This window comes from Candidatus Uabimicrobium amorphum (assembly GCF_009002475.1).
Taxonomy (GTDB): Bacteria; Planctomycetota; Uabimicrobiia; order Uabimicrobiales; family Uabimicrobiaceae; genus Uabimicrobium; species Uabimicrobium amorphum.
The window spans coordinates 5,398,615-5,418,632 of record NZ_AP019860.1 but is presented as its reverse complement, the minus strand read 5'-3'; the positions used below and the strand labels follow the sequence as shown (position 1 = coordinate 5,418,632).

Annotated in this window: 17 protein-coding genes; 11 read left to right on the top strand and 6 right to left on the bottom strand. The window is 39.2% G+C overall.

The annotated features are described in order from the left end of the window. Positions 1-160: 160 nt before the first annotated feature. Positions 161-2,329 (top strand): PQQ-dependent sugar dehydrogenase, encoded by a 2,169-nt coding sequence (locus UABAM_RS19735; protein ID WP_151969716.1) that lies wholly within the window; start codon positions 161-163, stop codon positions 2,327-2,329. 169 nt (positions 2,330-2,498) lie between these two features. After that, positions 2,499-3,476: a CDP-alcohol phosphatidyltransferase family protein gene (locus tag UABAM_RS19730; protein ID WP_151969715.1), complete on the top strand. Its 978-nt coding sequence runs from the start codon at positions 2,499-2,501 to the stop codon at positions 3,474-3,476. Positions 3,477-3,966: 490 nt separating this feature from the next. Here the strand turns inward: UABAM_RS19730 and UABAM_RS19725 are convergent, their stop codons facing one another. Next, on the bottom strand, positions 3,967-5,136 hold the full coding sequence (locus tag UABAM_RS19725; RefSeq protein WP_151969714.1) for a type 1 glutamine amidotransferase domain-containing protein: 1,170 nt from the start codon (positions 5,134-5,136) through the stop codon (positions 3,967-3,969). A gap of 281 nt (positions 5,137-5,417) precedes the next feature. Between UABAM_RS19725 and UABAM_RS19720 the strand changes: the two genes are divergently transcribed. Continuing rightward, entirely contained in the window at positions 5,418-6,041 is a 624-nt protein-coding gene (locus UABAM_RS19720; RefSeq protein WP_151969713.1) for a hypothetical protein, read from the top strand. A 40-nt stretch (positions 6,042-6,081) separates the two neighbouring features. Here the strand turns inward: UABAM_RS19720 and UABAM_RS19715 are convergent, their stop codons facing one another. Next, positions 6,082-6,516 (bottom strand): DUF1810 domain-containing protein, encoded by a 435-nt coding sequence (locus tag UABAM_RS19715; RefSeq protein WP_152022038.1) that lies wholly within the window; start codon positions 6,514-6,516, stop codon positions 6,082-6,084. Between the two features lie 243 nt (positions 6,517-6,759). On the opposite strand from UABAM_RS19715, the gene UABAM_RS19710 reads away from it, so the two are divergent. The 5 genes from UABAM_RS19710 (at position 6,760) to UABAM_RS19690 (ending at position 10,672) form a co-directional block, all read left to right on the top strand. Next, entirely contained in the window at positions 6,760-7,026 is a 267-nt protein-coding gene (locus UABAM_RS19710) for a hypothetical protein (RefSeq protein WP_151969712.1), read from the top strand. Positions 7,027-7,164: 138 nt separating this feature from the next. Continuing rightward, on the top strand, positions 7,165-7,968 hold the full coding sequence (locus UABAM_RS19705) for a lysophospholipid acyltransferase family protein (protein ID WP_151969711.1): 804 nt from the start codon (positions 7,165-7,167) through the stop codon (positions 7,966-7,968). Between the two features lie 85 nt (positions 7,969-8,053). Beyond that, on the top strand, positions 8,054-8,353 hold the full coding sequence (locus tag UABAM_RS19700) for a hypothetical protein (protein ID WP_151969710.1): 300 nt from the start codon (positions 8,054-8,056) through the stop codon (positions 8,351-8,353). Positions 8,354-8,688: 335 nt separating this feature from the next. After that, on the top strand, positions 8,689-9,219 hold the full coding sequence (locus UABAM_RS19695) for an RNA polymerase sigma factor (RefSeq protein WP_151969709.1): 531 nt from the start codon (positions 8,689-8,691) through the stop codon (positions 9,217-9,219). Next, positions 9,209-10,672 carry an anti-sigma factor family protein gene (locus tag UABAM_RS19690; protein WP_151969708.1) on the top strand — a complete coding sequence of 488 codons (1,464 nt, stop codon included), beginning with the start codon at positions 9,209-9,211 and terminating at the stop codon, positions 10,670-10,672. Before UABAM_RS19695 ends, UABAM_RS19690 begins: the two co-directional genes overlap by 11 nt. 74 nt (positions 10,673-10,746) lie before the next feature. On the opposite strand, the gene UABAM_RS19685 is transcribed toward UABAM_RS19690, so the two are convergent. Continuing rightward, positions 10,747-11,586 carry a formylglycine-generating enzyme family protein gene (locus UABAM_RS19685; RefSeq protein WP_229759283.1) on the bottom strand — a complete coding sequence of 280 codons (840 nt, stop codon included), beginning with the start codon at positions 11,584-11,586 and terminating at the stop codon, positions 10,747-10,749. 277 nt (positions 11,587-11,863) lie between these two features. On the opposite strand from UABAM_RS19685, the gene UABAM_RS19680 reads away from it, so the two are divergent. Next, positions 11,864-13,480 carry a hypothetical protein gene (locus UABAM_RS19680; RefSeq protein WP_151969707.1) on the top strand — a complete coding sequence of 539 codons (1,617 nt, stop codon included), beginning with the start codon at positions 11,864-11,866 and terminating at the stop codon, positions 13,478-13,480. A gap of 78 nt (positions 13,481-13,558) precedes the next feature. On the opposite strand, the gene UABAM_RS19675 is transcribed toward UABAM_RS19680, so the two are convergent. Then, on the bottom strand, positions 13,559-14,212 hold the full coding sequence (locus tag UABAM_RS19675) for an STAS domain-containing protein (RefSeq protein WP_151969706.1): 654 nt from the start codon (positions 14,210-14,212) through the stop codon (positions 13,559-13,561). A 390-nt stretch (positions 14,213-14,602) separates the two neighbouring features. Between UABAM_RS19675 and UABAM_RS19670 the strand changes: the two genes are divergently transcribed. Continuing rightward, a complete protein-coding gene (locus UABAM_RS19670) occupies positions 14,603-15,769 on the top strand; it encodes a serine/threonine-protein kinase (RefSeq protein WP_151969705.1) in 1,167 nt (388 codons plus the stop codon). A gap of 8 nt (positions 15,770-15,777) precedes the next feature. Further along, positions 15,778-16,485, top strand: a complete 708-nt coding sequence (locus UABAM_RS19665; RefSeq protein WP_151969704.1) for a hypothetical protein — start codon at positions 15,778-15,780, stop codon at positions 16,483-16,485. A 19-nt stretch (positions 16,486-16,504) separates the two neighbouring features. On the opposite strand, the gene UABAM_RS19660 is transcribed toward UABAM_RS19665, so the two are convergent. Beyond that, positions 16,505-17,992 (bottom strand): glycosyltransferase family 39 protein, encoded by a 1,488-nt coding sequence (locus UABAM_RS19660; RefSeq protein ID WP_151969703.1) that lies wholly within the window; start codon positions 17,990-17,992, stop codon positions 16,505-16,507. Between the two features lie 15 nt (positions 17,993-18,007). Continuing rightward, positions 18,008-19,972, bottom strand: a complete 1,965-nt coding sequence (locus UABAM_RS19655) for a ribonuclease catalytic domain-containing protein (protein WP_151969702.1) — start codon at positions 19,970-19,972, stop codon at positions 18,008-18,010. Positions 19,973-20,018 lie beyond the last annotated feature (46 nt).

The following is a 20,018-nucleotide window of genomic DNA, read 5'->3' as shown; positions in this document are numbered from 1 at the left end:
TCCATATTTTTTATTCTAAAAAACTTACCTTTATCAACTTTCACTGAGGTACATAAAAATCCACAAACACACATATATAGATTTATCATACTATCTCGCACATATTTTTGGTAACATTGATACATATATTTTCACATTCAAAACTATATAGGAGGTCACGATGAAACTCTATTTCTTTCTATGGTTGGTAATCATAGGTGTCGCATATGCACAACCCTACGGAATAGAATCGCGTACGGCGAATGAGGCCATTCTCATCAACGATATCCCGCAAAAAAATCCTGGTGCCTTACAATTAAAGCAAGTTTTCAACTCGGCAACGTTTACGCAGCCTGTATTTATGACAGAAGACCACAATGGTCGCATTTATGTCGTCGAAAAAAAAGGACGTATTGTATATTTGTCCAAAGAGGACAACTTTGCCAAGGCCAAAGTTTTTTTAGACATCACCAGTAAAGTACGCAGCCGAGGGGAACAGGGTCTATTGAGTATGGCTTTAGATCCGAATTACCAAAACAACGGCAAATTTTACGTGTACTACTCGTGGATAAAACACAATCCAGGTACATCGCGCGTTTCGCGCTTTACGGCACAACAAAACAGTGCCAGTCCTGCCAGTGAAGAAGTCATCATTGAAATACCACAGCCATACAGTAATCACAACGGTGGTATGATCGCTTTTGGACCTGATAACCTACTCTATATTGGTTTGGGAGATGGAGGTTCGGGAGGTGATCCACTGAACAGCGGGCAAGATACCACTTCTTTATTGGGTAATATCTTGCGTATTGATGTGCGCTCCACACCAGATAAAGGTAGAAAGTATCGTATTCCACGCCATAACCCTTTTTATGCCAAAGGTCCTGCGGGAAATTTGACGAAAAAAGAAATCTACGCTTACGGTTTACGCAATCCATGGCGATTTAGTTTCGATCGCGAAATGAACTACTTGTTTGTCGGTGATGTAGGACAAGGCTCGGTAGAAGAAATCGACGTAATTGTTCCGGGAGGAAACTACGGATGGCGTATCATGGAGGGAGATCGTTGCTTTAAAAAGCCCAACTGCAACACCAAAGGTCTCATCAAGCCCATCGCATCTTATGGAAGATCGCAAGGATACAGTGTCACAGGTGGCTATGTTTACTACGGAAATTCCATACCTTCACTTTACGGTATGTATGTTTACGGTGACTATGGTAGTGGGAACATTTGGGGACTTCGCTATGATGGAAACAAGGTAGATGGCCCTTTTGAACTAGTGCGTAACTCATGGGTGAGCATCGCAAGTTTTGCCCAAACCAACAACGGAGAAGTCTATGTCGTTGATTTGTCAGGACAAATATACACATTTGCCGCCCAACGTGGCAATGGTTTCCCTAATAAACTCAGTGATATTCCCGCACTTTTACAAGCAGGTAAGGGCGTTGATCAAACACATTTGGGAATACTTCCCTACAAGCCAGTTTCACAGTTGTGGACCGACGGCATGCACAAACAGCGCTTCATGGCAATCCCTCACCTCGAACAAGTACAACCCAATGACAATGGCTGGAATTTTCCACAAAAAACAGTACTCATCAAAAATTTTGAGTTAGTTACCGATGAGCAAGATCCCGAAAATAGTCGCAAGCGCATTGAAACACGTCTCATGTACAAAAAAGGCGAACAGTGGTACGGTTTTTCTTATGAGTGGAACGAAGAAGGTACAGATGCCCAACTTCTCACTGGTGGCAAAACCAAAGAGTTTGACATCGTCGATGCCAATGGTGTTCCACAAAAAATACAGCATCTTTTCCCAAGCCGCAGCCAGTGTGTACAATGCCATACAAAAGCAAGCGGCGGTGTACTTGGACTGCGCACAACACAAATCAACAGCTCGTTTCGCTACCCAGGTTCCGAAGTTGTCGACAATCAAATGCGTACGCTAAATCACATACAATTATTTACCCAAAACACTCCACCGCCGACGAAACTACCACAGATGCCGGACCCCAAAGACACCAGCGCATCTATCGAAAAACGTGCCCGCGCTTACTTAGCGGCGAATTGTGCCATGTGCCATCAGCCCAATAGCTCCGCGCCTACGGCTTTAGATTTTCGTTGGAAAACCAAAACCAAAGACATGAAGGCCATAGATTTACCTCCACAAAATGGTGATTTGGGTATTCCCGACGCACGCATCATCTTTCGCGGACAGCCGCAAAAATCAATACTTTTTCAACGCATTGCTTCCCGCCACCACGAAACACAAATGCCACCAATTGGTACTTCGCGTGTTGACGAAGATGCGCTAGAAATTATGCGTTTGTGGATAGAGAATATGAAGTAAACTCTATTTAATTTTAGGTGGTACTTTGTGTACACATAAAAGGTATCACCTAAAAACATATTTTGTAAGGGCGGACATAAGATCCGCCCTTCTCTCAACCCCAGATAGATACGATACTTGAACAACCACAAAACCACCTCTTCTATCAGCTTATAACATAGGATTCACTATGGAAAATTATGAATATAATGTAGTAGAAAAATCACTAACGCAAGACTTTATGATCAAGTGGGTGTGGATGCCTTTTGTCAAATCTGTTCCAAAAGGTGTTACGCCCAATATGTTGACGTATATAGGTTTAATCTTTGTCACTACGATGATGTTGGGGGTCTGGGCTGTTGCGTTAGGGCACTCATGGGGACTGATCGTTGCCGCGGTAAGTACATTTTTATACATGCTTTGCGACAACACCGATGGTTTACTTGCGCGTTCTACAGGGCAAACATCACGACTGGGTGAATTTTTAGACCATTGGTTGGACTCCATTTCTTTTGTTTTAGTAGACTCGTGTATTGCTTATAGCCTTGGTCTTACAGGTATGTGGTTTTTCTTATTTGTCACATTGTTGACTTTGGCCTTCTATATAACGATGTGGGAACATCACTACACAGGTGTATTTTTCAGTGGCCACCTTGGTAGCAACGAACGAATGTTTGTGTATATAGCCCTGTATTTTTGTGTATTTTTTTTAGGCGACTCTTCGTGGTTGACGTTTAGCGATAACTCTTTTGCGAATATACCAATGATATTGTTTATTCTCGTTGCGATAGGCAGCGTACTGACCACCCTTGGTTGTATTGTACGCGTGAAAAAACATTTTCTTGACGTCATACTATTTACCATTGCCATTGCTACTGTAGGGTTGTGGTCTTACTGTAACCTACTTGCTATTCACTGGGTCGTTGCTCTTTTGACCGTCATCAATATGATTTTTTGCGGTAAACTCATCAAAATGCATTTAACACAAACTCCGTCGCCGTATCGCTACAAGATTTTAACCATTGCGATTCCACTATGTATAGCGTTGCCCTTTATTGCCTCGTGGTCAAATATCGCACAATATGTAGTTTATACAGCGGTAACCTGCATGGCAGTCACAGCTCTTTGGGATGGACTATTCACCATTCGCTATTTGAAAAAACAATAATACTTGTATAAACGATTTGCCATTTTCTTTGGAGTAATGCATATTGAATGGTCGTAAAGCATTGATAATCGCTTTCGTTATCATGACTATCGATCTCTTATTATTTGTGGGCGTTTATGTAAAAGCGAGAAATGATATTGCGAGATATGTAAATCCGCCACAGGTCGAAAACTTTGAAATACGATTACACAATATCCACATCTCTCGAAATATGTTCTCATTTATTTTCGATATAAGTCCCAAAAAGAAAAAGAAAATCCCGTTTGTCATACGTTCACATTATTTGCTATGGGACCTATATATTGGGGAGATATTTCCTCTTAATAAAAGACTCTACGCTAAAAATGGAGTAAATGAACGTTTATTGGGCTATTAGACATGTTCAGAAATGAATATCTATCGTAATTTGAGGGAACGGGCGGACACGAGGTCCGCCCCTACAACACTTCGTTTGTGTGTAGTTATATTTACATGGTGGGAATGCAATAGACTATTTTTGTTGTAACCACAAAGGCTTTTCATTTACCGCGGTAAAAAATATGTCTTCAAGAAATGTCTTGGAAAATTCTAAACATTTTTTCCCTTGGGGGGAGGCGAACGTTTTTTGCATGGATTCTTTGTCTTTCCATGACATATAAGCAATGCCCAGTGTGTCCGTAGTATAAACAATATAACCACGACAAACACCTTTGTACACTTCACGCTCCATATCAATGAGCGTTTTTACTTGCTGTGCAAAATTTCCATCACCTTTTTTACGCCCCACATAGACTAAAATAAAACCATCGTTTTCCCAATCGGGAGTGCTTAGCGAAGCGTCGTATACCACGCCCGATTTCAGTCCATCTTTTGTTTCTTCCCACGAAACCATTTTTTTATTGGCAACTCTTTGTTTTGTCAATGCCTCTAAAAATAAATTTGTCAAAGCGTGGTCTGATTTGGGGTTCTGCCCAGTAATGAGTTCTCGATCGCGTACAGCGTGACTTTGCCAAGTTGTAGAAGCATGACTTAAATTTCCGCCTGCACTTTTCAGAGCTTCGGTGGGAAAAACTTTCATCTTGCCATGTAAAATGTTCTTTTCGGCAAATTTCTCCTCATCATTAGAGAAAATTGTCATGTTGTAGCCTTCGTAAGCCCAACCATTTTCATCTTTTGCCGATAAAAGAGCTATCGGCCCATGGCAAATAAGTGCTGTAGGCTTTTGATGCTTGTGAAAGTAAAGCAATGCTTGTCCAACACTCGCATCGCGGCATAAGTCTTCCATAGGAGCATGTCCACCTGGAAAAAAAATGCCGTGAAATGAGGCAAGTTCTTCCTCGGTAATATCCGAAAGCTTACGCGGATTTACAAAGCTATCCATTTTTATCAGCTCTTTGGCTTTTTGATATTCTTCTGCAGAGGAAAAGTTATCAACGCTGTCCCCCACAGCATCCATCGTTGGTTTATTGCCTTTTGGGTTGGCAAAAACAATTTCATAGTCGGCTTTCATTAAAGCCATCACCGGTATCGTCAATTCGGACAAGAAAAAACCGGTTTTATGTTTTGTTCCATCAGCCAGTGTGATGTAATCAGAACTAGAAACAACAACCAATACCTTGTCTTTTTGTGCGTATGTGCTGCTAATACACAACATAGCTAACATAACGAACACAACTCTCATTTTGCTCTCCTAAAATTATTTTGCTTAGGTCATTTTCCGCACTATATTGCCATAAACACCAAAAATTTACAAAAAATTCTTCATAAAAAACGCAAAACGAATTGTTTCAAATTTTTTTGAAATATACAAAATAATATGTATATGCTACAAAGGTATTTCTCATAAATTTTATTTCCAGAAAGGAGATGCGAGGTTAAAAAGATACCAGTTCATGTTTAAACGTATTCGCATTTGAGTGAAGCTTCCCACTTACAGAATTTAGAGTATCCTCGCCACAATTCATGAAAAAATCTTTATTTTCCCCAGGTAGTTTTTCCATCGAAACAATACAGAAATTTATAAACATTATAGAAAAAAATGGTCTGGCGTGTCACAGTGAATGGAAAAAACACAATGGCTTTTTTGGTAAAACTTGTCAGCAACAACAAGCAAATAGCGTCTTTATTGCAACACAAAAAAAGCAAATTCGTTTTTTAACCATCATTAATAAAAGAGGTTTCGTTGACCTACGCAAGTTAGATCAACAGGAAAAACAGCTAGTCTTGCAAGCATTGAAGAACAGTGAACTGCTCAAAAAACCCTCTTTTGTCTCTCCCATAATCGCCACCTTCATACATATCGCTGTTGTTCTCACCGTTTTAGTTCTTTCCATCGCCAATATCAACTATTGGCGCGAAGCCCCCGCCTACATAGCATTGTGTAGCACAACTTTGGTATTATTAACTCTGGGATATATACGTTTGCGCTCGCACATCAATAAACACAGGTCCATCTCTAAACTAGGTGTTTTACTATTTATGTTAGGGGCCATCGCCACTTTACCACTTGGGGCAGCACAAGGGGCAACTCTTGCTACTCTGCGTATGCACTGTTTTTATTTATATACACAAGACATCGATGATTAGGTATATCACAAGTGAAGAATAGCATTTGTAGTTACCAATGCTATTCCTCTTTCAAGTTCTGAAGTATTTCAAGAGTTCTTGTATCTAATTTACCAGCAAAGTATTTCTCTAGTATCTGAGAAAAGATAGGATTATCACTCATTTGGGAAAATAATGTCATCGACGAACAAAGCTTCAAATCGTCGGGCGCGCCCATTATTTGTAAAACGGATTTTCCCTCTACCGCCAAAATAAGTTCCACACATTCACACAATCGCTGCCCTAAAATGGGGTGTGCGAGATATGCTTTGGCTTCGGCAACGCTTTTGATACTGTAGCGTTTTGTTGTTGCGCTGAATCCCAAACCATCGATTTGAGGAAAAATATACCACATCCAATGACTATCCTTGCGACCATTTTTCAATTCTTTAACTACTCTAGTGTACACACTTTCTTGTGCGGTGATAAAACGCTGTAAATGAAAAGTATCGTCCATCATTATGGGCTCCTTTTTGCCTATCTATTTTTTGTGATGCCGTTTTTGAAGACTTATGTATAACGGTATAAAACTGCGCATTCCCATCAGGAAATATGTTAAGATAAAGTGACGCTAGCTTGATACGTTTTACATTTGATTTTAAAAATCACATCCCCACAAAACCATACATAAAACAAGTAAAAAATATCTGTTTATGCGAAACTCCTGAAAAAACATTTTGTGATTCTAACATAAGGAAAAATGATGCGCTATAAAAAGTGTAATTGCGAAAAAATAGATGTAAATAGGTTTACACGAAATGAGGATTTGTGTTTACTTGCTGAGGAATACTGCGATTCATTGCTGAGTTTTTACTACTATTACTGTAAACGCTGTTCGCGAATATGGCGATGGACAGACTGCGACTTTGGCAATTCATGGGAACAGATAAGTTGGAAAAGATTGCATAAATTAGCAGGGGAACTCATTGATTTGCCGCAACACAAATGCGACTTTACTCCTGAGTAAGTGGCAGGCTGTTGTTTTACTTAAAATGAAAATTCACAATTTTATTGATTGATATTTACTTCCATTTATCGTATATATACGACACTTTTTTTGATTCATTATCGCGTTAAAAACCATTTACAGAAGGAGTTTTTTCCTGTGGGAAAAAGAACGCTAACAAGACATGTTATTAGAAGAACCAAACGCGCCTTAGGACGCTCGGTCTTGTTTATATTAAAAAACACCATTCCACACATGTACGCAGCCTATTGCAGTCTGGTATGGTACACGAGTAAAGTAGTCGACAACACAAAAGATATCGAAGAATTTTTCCGCAAAGAAAACAAACCCGTCAAATTTGTAGGTGTGATGTGGCACCAAGATGTATTTTTGGTAACCCATGCTTTCCATCGTTTCCCTTCTTATACAATCGCCAGCCAAAGCAACGCCGGTGAGGTCATCACCAGAATGTTACAGAAATACAACTTCCATGTTTTCCGCGGCGGGACAAGCAAAGGAAAAAAACGACGCGTGCGCATTTTAGATGAAATCATTGAGCATCTTGCGACTGTGGACAAATTTGGAATTGGTATCACCGTAGATGGTTCCTCCGGTCCAATTTATCAAATGAAAACCGGCGCCTTAGTGGTAGGTATGAAACTCAATGTGCCCGTTTTTTCCGTACGTATCTGGTGCAAACGCAAATTCTTACTCCCTACCTGGGATCGCACGATGATCCCTCTACCGTTTAATAACATTAAGATATTTCTACAAGGTCCATATTTTCCACCAAGCGAAGAAAATTCTGCGGAATTTGACGCATTTCATCAACGCGTTCAGGAAGGGCTGTTACAAGCGACTTATGATGGGTTTCAGCATTATGAAAAACAAGTTAGCGCGAAACACCTCGCCGGATTCCCTGAAAATTGGCAGCCAAAAAATAGCAAATATTCATTGACGTAATCTTCACAATTCACTATACCTTATTTGTTGATTTAAAAAAATAGATACCTTAGAATTTAGCATTATTTATAGGAAGAAAAATACAATGAAATATTTGAACATTTCTTGGAAAGCAGTTATGTTACTTCTAGTCCTGGCACTGTTTCTAAATGCCCTTATGCTTTCACCTCTTCTTACACAAAACATTTACGCTGACGGTGTTACTATTTCGAAAGAAGGGGTTATCCACACAACAAATGAAGACGGAAGTATCTTATATGTATGGAAAGGCGTAAGTGGTTGGGATAACTCTTACGGAGGATCCTCTGGACTCGTTTCCATATATAACGCCAAAGAAGGACGAGCAAAAACAGTGTATTTTAGAGGCTATAAAAAAGAAGATTAAATTCGGTAAATTGTAATGAAAAACAATCTCTCGTTTACAAAGTGCATTGTAGGGGCGGACCTTGTGTCCGCCCGTTCTCTCAAACGTAAACAGATACACGTTTCCAAACGCATTAAAACAATCATACCACATCAAAAAAACAATCACAAAAAACAACAGCGCCAAATCCAATATTTTCGTGCGTTTACAACATTTTTCTGCTATTTTATCCCCAGCCTAAAAAAATTTTTTTAACCTTTCTCTTAACCGTGCATCTATATGAGTACAGTAACAAGTTGTGCCCCTATAACACAACATAAACAACATCTTCTTTTACTCTTATTAAGACAACAAGAATGAACGACACACAACTGATCTCGCGGTTTAAAGAGGGAGATACGGCGGCATTTAACGCAATTGTGGAACGTCACAAGAAGCGCATATATTTTTTCGCTTTAAAGTTATCCCAAGACCACCAAGAAGCCGAAGATATCTCTCAGGAAACTTTTATTCGCGCTTACAATAAACTACATGCTCTCAAAAACGAGTCTTGTTTTATTCCGTGGCTGTATAAAATTGCGGGTAATTATTATCGTAGTATCATCCGTCGTCCTAAACTCAAGGTTGTCACAGATATTGATTTGAGTTCGTTGTCTGTAGAAGAGGAACAAGTAGAAGAAGATGAAACCAAAAAAGCAATGAAACGCGCAATAGCCTCTTTGCCAAAAAAGCAAAAAATTGCTCTTGTGTTACGCTGTTTTGAAGGACTTAGTTATGCAGAAATTTCTCAAGCGATGAATGTTTCGGTAAGCTCCGCTAAGGCGCATGTCAGCTATGCACGTAACAAGCTTCGCGATTTAGTAGAACGGAACAAAGATGAAGTGTAATAAAGCAAAACTGTATATGTCTCTAAAACTCGATGATGCGTTGTCTAATCGACAAAATAGGTTACTAAAAACGCACCTTGCTTGTTGTAAAAACTGCCAACAGCGTTGGCAAGACTTACAAAAGCAAGAAAGTCTTTTTCAAGAGCTTTCTTTTGCCGACCCTGGAGAGGACTATTGGGATTCTTACCATGTGGACTTGGCCTCACGTTTTCCTTTGCGACGCTATGTGGCTGCGGCAGCGATTTTGTTCGCGGTTATTGGCCTGTATTTCTTCCAGTTTAAAGCCATAGACGAAAACAATCAATTGTACAAGCTCGCGGCAATCGGAGATCGCGAAGCGCAGCAAGTTCTTCTACAACGCGAGAAAGCATCAGGATCAGTAAACAAGCTTTACTTCATGCAAAACAATCGTTTTCACAACGTAGAAAAATTTGTGCTGCAATTACTTGCTCAGCGAAAAAATTTTGAGTCATTTGATGATATTCTACATATATACACCTATGGTAAAGAAAAAACTTTGGCTCTTTACGATTTGTGGCAAATGGACACAAAGCGGGCGTTGCCTTTTGTTGTCGCGGCTCTAAAAGAAGATAAATTGTACAGCACCGCCATATCTTTACTCAAAGAGGCGGAACAAACAACGTGCAATTACTTATGCGCAAATATGTACGACACACCTCTCATGTGGCGTACTCTGGGAGACTTACGTGGTAATTACAGCCTTGCGCTACTCAATCAATACGCGCAAAATAATAGTAAAGAAGCCGTTATTGCTCTGGGAAAACGCGGGAGTACGGAAGCAGCACAAATATTGTTTGCTTGTATGCATCGCTACCAATTACGTGAACCAGCGGTCCAATCTTTACAATATTTACGACCTTTCAGTACCGAAGTCATTCACGAAAAAATTCGCCAAGACGATGTTGTTGCCATTGAACTCGCACAACGTATCTTTAACAAAGATACGCCAGAAGTACTCATGAATATGGCCTTACATACTACTCATTTTAAGCAAGTGGCCACCACTTTGGCGACGATGAACGACCACAGAAGTGTGGATTTTTTTATACAGTTAACAAACTATAAAAAATATCGTGCAATGGCACTTTCCGCTTTGGCGACCGTTGATACTCCAAGAACAAATCGCTTCTTACTAAAGGGTCTTTACGACGAAAAACTGCACAGTGAATTCCTGCAAGCACTACAAAACAGTAAAGATACAAGAATCATCGAACCCATTGTACGCGTCGCTTTTAGAAAAGGATTGAGTCGTTTGGCAATGAATGTACTGCTCAATATGCCCAAGAAAGAAGTGATACCTTATTTCATCGCGATGCTGCGCAGTTCACGTCTGCGAAAAAATGCGCATCTTGCTCTAAAACAACTCACAAATGAAGATTTTGGTACCAACCAATACTTGTGGATGATGTGGTGGAGAAGGGGGCAAATGTAAAAATTACGCTACAACAACATTATTTGGTTGTAGCGCTTTTTACTATTTTCCTGCTCATTTGCTCAAATCCTATCTCAAATATTACCGGCCCTCAGACAAAAACGGAAACCAATGAGGTCGTAACCGGAGTCAGGCTCAAACCAGTTGCGATATGCAGAACGCACATACCAAGGCGAACGATCTCTCCAGCTACCACCGCGTATAGAGCGGTTTGTTTTAGAATCGCTATACTCACCATACCGATCCCCACACCACTCCCATACATTTCCATGCATTTCATACAGTCCCCAACCATTGCATGGTAGTGACTTCACCTCCACTGTTTCTTTTCCACCGTAATTTACTTGCTTCCGTGTAATCGTTTCGCCAAAACTAAACGCTGTTGTTGTTCCCGCGCGACATGCATATTCCCACTCGGCATCTGTTACAAAACTCAATTTTATTCCCGTTAGTTCTTCATTCCATTTGTCCATAAATGCCTGGCACTCATTCCAACTTACACACTCAACAGGGCGCTGACCACCTTTAAAATAACAGGGATTCTTTCCCATCACCGCTTCCCACAGCTGTTGCGTACACGCCGTTTCTCCTAACCAAAACCCTTCACTAAACGTTACTTTGCATTGTACTTCCTTTTCCGTTCTCCCCATTTCTGCCTGTGGAGACCCCATCATAAAAGTTCCTGGTTTTATCCAGCGCAGCACCTGTCGTACACCTTCGTAAGTCATTGCCATCCACAACCCATACTCGTCCCTGCCCCAATCGCGAAAACCTCCGCGAAAAGAACAGTTTTCAAACTCTGTTCCTTCCAGATTGTCACCGTCTACATAGTTCAAATAGAAACTGCATCCCATGTATTTGGTGTTCGCTTCTACTTCTTGCAACGACTTGCCTTTGACTATTTTTTTGTTCACTTCTTCCTCCAAAATTCTCACTTCGAGTTCTATTCATCCACGTGTAATAATACAACACATAAAACGATTCTCGCAAAAAAACAATCTCGCCAAATCCAATATTTTCGTGCGTTTACAACAATTTTTTGTTATTTTCATCCACACTTTTAAAAAAATTTTTTAACCTTTCTCTTAACCCTGCATCTATATGAGTACAGTAATAAGTCGTGTAGCACAATAGTACTGAAAATTTAAAACAAACCAATACTTAGATAATGCGATTGAGAAGGAGTCCAATATGAAAAAGATTATATTCGTTAGCCTTGTTTTAGTTAGCGCACTTGCACAAGATTATGTGTACAAACAATACGACATTGAAACAATTCGTCAAGCATTACAAATACCTGAAAGCGAAAAGCAACATTTGGGAATAGACAATGAACAACCCACGAGCACGTTTGTAGAAGCGACCCATCAGTTATCTGATCGCCAAATTGTCAACACCATACGCAGTTATGTTGCGTCAGACACATGGACAGGTAAAGCCTCACTGGAAATAGACAAAAAATTCTTGCATGTCATACAAAAACAAGATGTACATAACGAACTACGCCATTTTTTACAGCGAATAAAACAGCAGTTTTTGCAAACTATGTATGCAGAGATTGAGGTCATAGATCTCTCTCAAAACGAATCAGTTTACCAAGAATCTGTATATTTAAGTGCTGGGCAGAATAATAATATCGCGATTTCCACTTATCATTCGTATGTGTGTGATTATGATGTCGAAGTTGCTGAAAGTAGTACTACCGCTGACCCCGTCATACAAAATTTCAATGAAGGTTTTCATTTGCAGTTGATACCTTTTCGTTCTTTTGATAATCAATCGGTCTATCTATTTGGAGGAGCAAGCCAGGTAAAACTCAACAAAATGGACAATGTGAGTCCGAAAGAAATGTCCGAGGTTGACTTGCCACAATCGGAGCACAGTGGCTCATATGGCACCTTCCGTGTTCCTATTGCAAAGAAATCCCTATTGACTTACTACAACGTAAACAATAAAGTTCATGCGATTTATGTAACGATACACGACGAAAAAGATTTGTCATCCCACGTGAACAAAGACTTACATCTATACGACGGTGGACTTCTATATTACTTACTTTCAACGCCAGACTACGAAAACGAAGACCCCTTTTCCAAAGCTACACACGGCGTTGTTTTAGTGAACAGTAGTAAAGTAAACGGTGGAGCTTTATTTGAAGAACAAGTGGTCACGCAAAAAGATATCGATCATTACCAGAAAACATGCCAAAAATTGTTAGGTAAACACCAAATATGTGGCCGGATGATCATAAGCTCTTCGCAACAAAATATATTACCAAAACTCAAAAAAATAGAGCGCGATTTTGGAAGTACTTACAACGTTCACCTACGCATTTATGAAATGCCTAACGAAAAATACAAAGAGGTAATAGAACAGCGTAACATTACACAAAAACAACATAAGATGATACGCGAATACATAGTCAAGGACATGTTTTTGAGTGGTGTTCAACACCAAAAATCGCAGAGTTATAACTACACTGAGTACAAGACTCTTCAAGACTACGATGTAGAAGTTGCCACCAATGCCGCCATAGGAGATCCGATAACAGGAATGGTAAGAGAAGGGGTAGATGTATCTATTCAAGTGGAAAAAAATACGGAGTTTTTGTGTCACATTAACTTGGAAAAATACGATATAGCACAACCAATTGCGACAAAGAATACACTACATGGACCAATTCATGTTCCTAAAGTCTCACGTGTGTTTTTACAACAGAGGTTACGTTTACCTTCCAACAAAGAGAGGATTGTAAAGAGAATTACCCGAGGAAAGTCAACAACACTCTTAACATTAGAATGCAAATAAAACCACACAACACAAAAGTATTGAGGACGAAATTACGTCCTCTTTTTTTGTTGTTGTCCAGTTTCGTAACTTAGGGAGTTATTTTTGGAAATGAATCTTTCCATTTTTTTGCAGTTTAAAAACAACCATACATCTTGGGCATCTGTATGTCCCCACTTTGGGACGTGCACCCAAATTAATTTTGCTGCTACAACTTTGGCAACGAATGATGTATGTCTTGCGTTTGCTGTTACTACGCGCTCTTGTTTTGACCGCTGAAGATTTAGGAGCAGAGGGTTTCGATACTGTTCTTCGCGGCTGATGGTGTGCCGGTGGTTCTTGTGGTTTTGGTGCAATGTTGGCTTGTGGAGGAACACTACCGCCACTTTGGCTTCGATTTTTATAAAAAGTCTGCACAGCTTCTTCTTCTGATTTAGACAATTTAATAAGAGACAGTAACCCCAGCATGTTGAAAAGTGCAATAAGTTTATCGGGAACATCAACTAAACTAATATCTCCGCCGCTCTCTTGAAATTTGTCGGCTATTTTAACAAGAACACCCATACCAGTACTATTGATATAATTTACCTGTGAAAAAACAATAATAAGATGCTGTACTCCTTGCCCGAGAAAACCCAAAAGTTTTTCCTCGAATTGTCGTACAGTAGACCCATCAATAGATCCTAATATCCTAGACACAATTACCGGAGCACCATCTGGTAATTGAATTTGTCGATTTTGAAATTGTATCATGAAAATCTCACAAATTATAAACTAATGAGACCCAAGAAATTTGTTTTTTGTTAGGTTTCACTAAGTGTTGAAATTTAAATTTTAGTTACCTAGTATTTGTTGGGCATTTGAAATGACTTAATTGTTGTAAACTATATAGCATAAACAAGTAGATTTTGCAAATAAATTATTTTATTGAAACCAATGACGGGTTATTTATATAATTTACCTTCGCGATAAGTTTTTGTAGATAAGTAAATCTCTCAAAACCTGAGGATTACTAATTGAGAAACGCAGTTGATAATACTCCGCGTAAAATCTGGACCATCCAAAAAACTTAGTGTCTATACAAACATTTGCGAATATAACAGGAATGAATATATTAAGAATGAATACCTCAGGAGTTTTTAAATGTCGCAACAAGAAAACAAGCCCAATGAAAGATATGCACATTTCATAGGAAAAACTGTGGGTGACCGCTATCAAGTTAAAATGTTCATTGGAAAAGGGGGCATGGCAATTGTTTTCAAAGGCTTTGATGTAAAACTCAACCGCATTGTCGCCATTAAAGTTGTCGATTTAAAAACCCTACAAAAAGGTAACAAACAAAGACTTATCAATGAAGCTCACGCCATCGCGCAGTTAAACCACCCTTATATCATTCAGATATATGATATCGTAGAAGAGCAAGGACACGGCTATATAGTGATGCAATTTGTCGATGGTTTTAACTTTGAAACACTTCTAAAAAACAATAACTTTACCTGGAAACAAATAGCCACCATTATCAAGAATATCGCTCATGCCGTATTCTATGCTCATAAAAAAGGCCTCATACATCGCGACATCAAAACCTCAAATATTCTCATTTCCGCAAAGGAAAATCGCTGCTATCTTATGGATTTTGGACTAGTGACCAACGCACATGATGACACGCGCTTAACTCCGGAAGGAGCAATTGTTGGAACACCTGACTTTATGTCTCCAGAGCAAGCCAAAGGCGAAAGCATCGATCATCGAGCCGACATATACTCACTCGGAGTTGTCATGTACGAAGCCTTGACGAAAGAGCGCTGTATTACTGCGACAAACAGTTTCGCGGCCATTATTCAAATTGTACAAGAAAAGCCAATTCCTCCGCGAGAAATCAACAGTGAAATTCCCCCTGCACTGGAAGCTATTTGTTTAAAAGCAATGGAGAAAAATCGCGAAGATCGCTATCAAACCGCCCTAGAGATGGTCAAACAATTAGAAGGTTTTTTACTCGCACAAAAAAGAGCTCTAGAAGAGCCTATCGCAGCCGCAACACCACAATTCCAAGAATCAAAAACACAGATAGTGAATATTAACGAAAAGAAAACCCAAATAGTTGATCTCAGTAAAAAGAAAACACAGATAGTTGACCTCAGTAAAACCAAAAGAAACAAATTAACTTCACGCAATAAAATGACTTCGAGGACGCGCAAATCAAAAAAATATGCGCGAAAACATCGTAAAAATCAAAACGAGTACCTTGGTATTTGGATTGTTATTATCAGCATTCTCGTTATTCTGATCATCGTTTCACAACTTCAGTAGGGAAAAAAATGGCAAAGAAACGCAAGAAAAAGAAAAACACGAAACACAAGCTACTCAGCAGTAATTTTGAATTTCATGGTGCTTGGATCAATCCTGATTGGCAATCATCGGGAAATGCTCTTATATTGTTTGCTCGGAAACTTCCCAGCGGTCTTTTAGCATTCGTCCATTTTGCAATTGTTGGCAAAAGATGTGATGATTGTTTTATTGTAGATCGTATAACAGAAGAACGATTCCGCACTGATTTCTTATCAGATCGTAAATTGCTTAAAGTCGAAGAGGATGTTATCAAAAATACCCTGCGTGGTGTCGTACGTGCGAACAAAGAAGAACAAAGCGAAGTTCCCAAAGAATTTTATGACGCATTAAAGCTTGTGGGAACCATCGATTGGCAAGTGGAGGAACAACCTCAGGATTTCACCGGTCATATTTTGCGTTATACAATGGTAAAAGATCGCGACGATGTGGAAGTCGAAATTCGTCAAACATCTGTTTTCGAAGAGTCAGAACAATCTACAGATGGTGCGCGAGAATTTTTGTGGATTGAATCGCGTAAAAAAGGTGTATTTGCCAAAAAAGAACTCAAAACCGTGGGGCGCGTGCGCTTTACCGACGAGGAACTTATTATCGAAGTTACCGAGGGGGAAGATGAAGAATTTCTCGATCGTAAGATCTTGCAATACCTGGGTGCATGCATCGAGTCGCAAGACGAATAAATCCTATCTAAGATAGGATTTACCGGCTATTTTTATTGATATAAATTTTAATTTTTCCCGCCGCCTTTGGGTATCCACGTAGTTCACACAAGTACGTAAATTTTTCCCGCAAATCAACTCCCAAATAACGACCAAAAAAAGCTTCACCTATCAAATAGCGAATCTTTCCACTATCAATATCTTTTTTAAACTGCTCAACACCAAAAACTTTTCGACCGGTGTCATAACTAATCTGTTGAATCTCATATTGTGGAAAAGCGCAGTTTTTCGGAAAGCGTAAATTGAGATGTTTAAACTCCGAGATAAAATATACATTGTCCCCAACTTCTCGCTCAATAAAAGACACAATATCATTTTTGTAAGGGTAATAGTCGGTCAATAGCTCTTTTGTATTAGAAAAAGACCACGCAATATGTAAAGTACTACCTAAAACAGCGGTTCCAGACAAAAGAATACATACGAGAGTTACAAGCAGTCGATTCTCTGTTTGCAATCGATATATTTCGTCAAGGTGTGGGAAACAGCCTGCGATGATTAACAAACTCAAGATCATCGAATCGCTGAAATAGTGAATACCAGAACCCATCTTCAAAGCGCTTGTGCCATATATTAGGGAAATAAAAAACCACATGTATATAAGAAAAAGGATATTTGAATTACTGGGGTGTTTCTTGCGGTGGGTAAAAACTAAAAAAATACACAGTAATGTAAGAACTACTCCCAAACTAAAGCGACTCAAGTAGGGGAGATAAACTTTAAACATAGCTCTTTTCAGTGAAAATCCTTGGTTAACACCATCAACAACATTCATCAAAAAGAATTCACCGCTAATATGTGAAAAACACACTCCACCCAAAATCGCATGTCCAAAAAGATAGCCACATAAAAAAAATCCCAACCCTTTTATATTTTTATTCGCCAATAAAAACAATCCCATCAACGGGGCGATAATAAGACCATTTTGCTTGAAGTACAGAGGAAAAACAGCGAGAGCTCCGGCCAGAATCAAAAGGACTACCTTGCGGTCTTTTTGGTAGCGCATAAACATGTATATAGAGAGGAAAGTAAACAGCGTTATATAAACGTCGGGTCTTACTAAGTAATGGCGATGATTGGTAAATATAATGGCAAGTATTGCAAGTAGCAAACTCAAATTTCGCTCCAAAGAAAAAATATCTTTGGCAATACGAAAAATACACACGGCAATACAAAAAACTCCCATTGTACTGACAAGGCGACACAAAACAAAAATAGCGTAACAGTCTATGTCGAAAAAACAGGCAACAACAGAACATACACAGCTGCACAACATATAGTATCCAGGCATATATTGACTAACTGCGTATGGTATTTGTGCTGAATTTGTATATACATCTCCCGCAGTAAATGCATTTTGTATGGCAAATACCACGTTTGCTTCCACTCCTTCGACAGAGCGATAGCTAAAAATATTGGGTAGTGCCACAACAAGGTTGACAAACAATAATAGATAAAAAGCTTTTCTCATAACCACCGTTTACACCTACTTCATAACTAGATGTTGTAAATGAAGCCTTTGTTTTCTTGGAGACGCTCCTTGAATGCGAAATGAAACTTCACGCCCCTCTTTCGCATAGTCCTCGCGTTCTACTTTTGCAGAAAACTCTTGAAATAAATCGGGGAAAAATACTAACACGCGGTTATTGTCAAAAACTTTCGAAACAAATCCTTTAAAAATTTTGCCTTTTTGCTGCTTCAAATATTTGTAAAACCAGAATAAATAGCGCTCATTTTCCGCGACCTTGATCTTCTTCTCCCCCTTTTCAATCGATGCTATTTTGCGTCGTAAATCGTCGGAGGAATAGCACATTTTGTTGGTTTCCATAAAATGAAAAAACTGTCGATGGATAAGTAAATCTCCATAACGACGAATAGGCGAAGTTCCTTGTGTATAGGCGTTAAGTCCCAAGGTAGCATGTTTACCAGGTGTCGAGGAAAGCGTTGCACCTCCTAAACAACGGCGCAACTGAATGGGATACACCGGATTGTCTTTTACCAAACTATCCACAGGACTATTGATAGATTGTATGCGATAAAAAGCGGGAATACCTTTTTTTGCCATTGTTTGGGCAAGAATATGGTTGAAATAAATCATAAACTCCGAAACGACAGTATGCGCAGGAGTTGCGGCAGAGATAAGTTTAAATTCGATGTTATTTTCATCACTGATATTAATATTCGAGTCCGGAAAGTTAGTGATAATCGCACCATTTTCACAGCGCAGTTCGCGAATTTTCAAGGCAAGTTCATGTAGTTTGCAAAAATGATAGTCCTCGCCCAGTTCTTTTAGACTATCTTCATATGTCGCTCTTCTTTGCAGATTGAGAACTGTTTTCTCAAACTTACTTTTTTGCAAATTTCCGTCGTAGTCAAAATAAAAAAAACCAGACACAGTTGCCCGGGGAGAATTTTCTGCTAAGGTTAAGCGTTCTTTCACCAAATTCATGGGAAACAGAGGTATTTTGCCGTCGAGAAAATATACAGTCGCAAAACGATCTTCCGCCATAGAGTCTAAGGCGCTGTCTTTTTTTACGGTTGCTTCTACATCGGCAATGTGAACACCAACCACGAATAGACCATTTTCTTCATGGTAAGAAATGGCGTCATCGACCTCTTCCGTTTCCTTGTCGTCAATTGCAATATTCCACATGTCGCTAATCACACGACGCCCTTCCCAATTCACCTCTTGGGAAATAATTTCGTCGACTTCGGCAATAACTTGTGGAGAAAATTTTGTTTGTAATCCTTGGCGATATACCACTTGATTGATGTTCTTTTTTATCACCTCTTTGTTTTCTAAAAGTAACAACATCTCATCAGGTGTTTTCCCAAGTAAACTTCCCACTTTTTTCACTTCTGAAGTTGCCAGCTCTCCATGAAGCGCATATAGTTTTGCTTTCTCCAAAAGAGCAACGAATTCTTCAGGAACTTCTTTATTGCCATGATAAGAGATAAACCACTTGATAAACATGTCCTCTTGTTGTTTACGTGCTTTCTCATTTTGAATTCTCTGAAGATTTGACTCGACATTCTGCGGTGAATTTTTCTCAAATTTTCCATTGTTCAATTTGAAATAAAGGTTATTTTGTCCAAGAGAAACAAAGAGAGATCCTGCATCAAAATCAGAATATTCGGTAAAGTACGTCTCCAAAAGATTTTCGATGCTATAACTTTGTCCTTCGTCTAAAAGCTCCCATAACGTAGCAATATCAATTTGTTGTTGTGCAAATTCATCAATCAACTCTGCGATCTTCAACCGCATATTTTTTTCATTATCTGCTTCGATTTGTTTGTTAAAATTCCATAGTATTTTTCTAGCAGCTATACTGATTTTTTCTCTATCCTGGGTGTAAACTTCTATTTTTTTTCCATTGCTATTATTTTTCAAGACAATAGCTACGAGCAAAAGACCTCTTCGTTCTACTCCTACAACAACATAACTATTCAAAATGCTACCTTTCCAATACCAAGTGGGAGTTCGATTAAGTTCATTT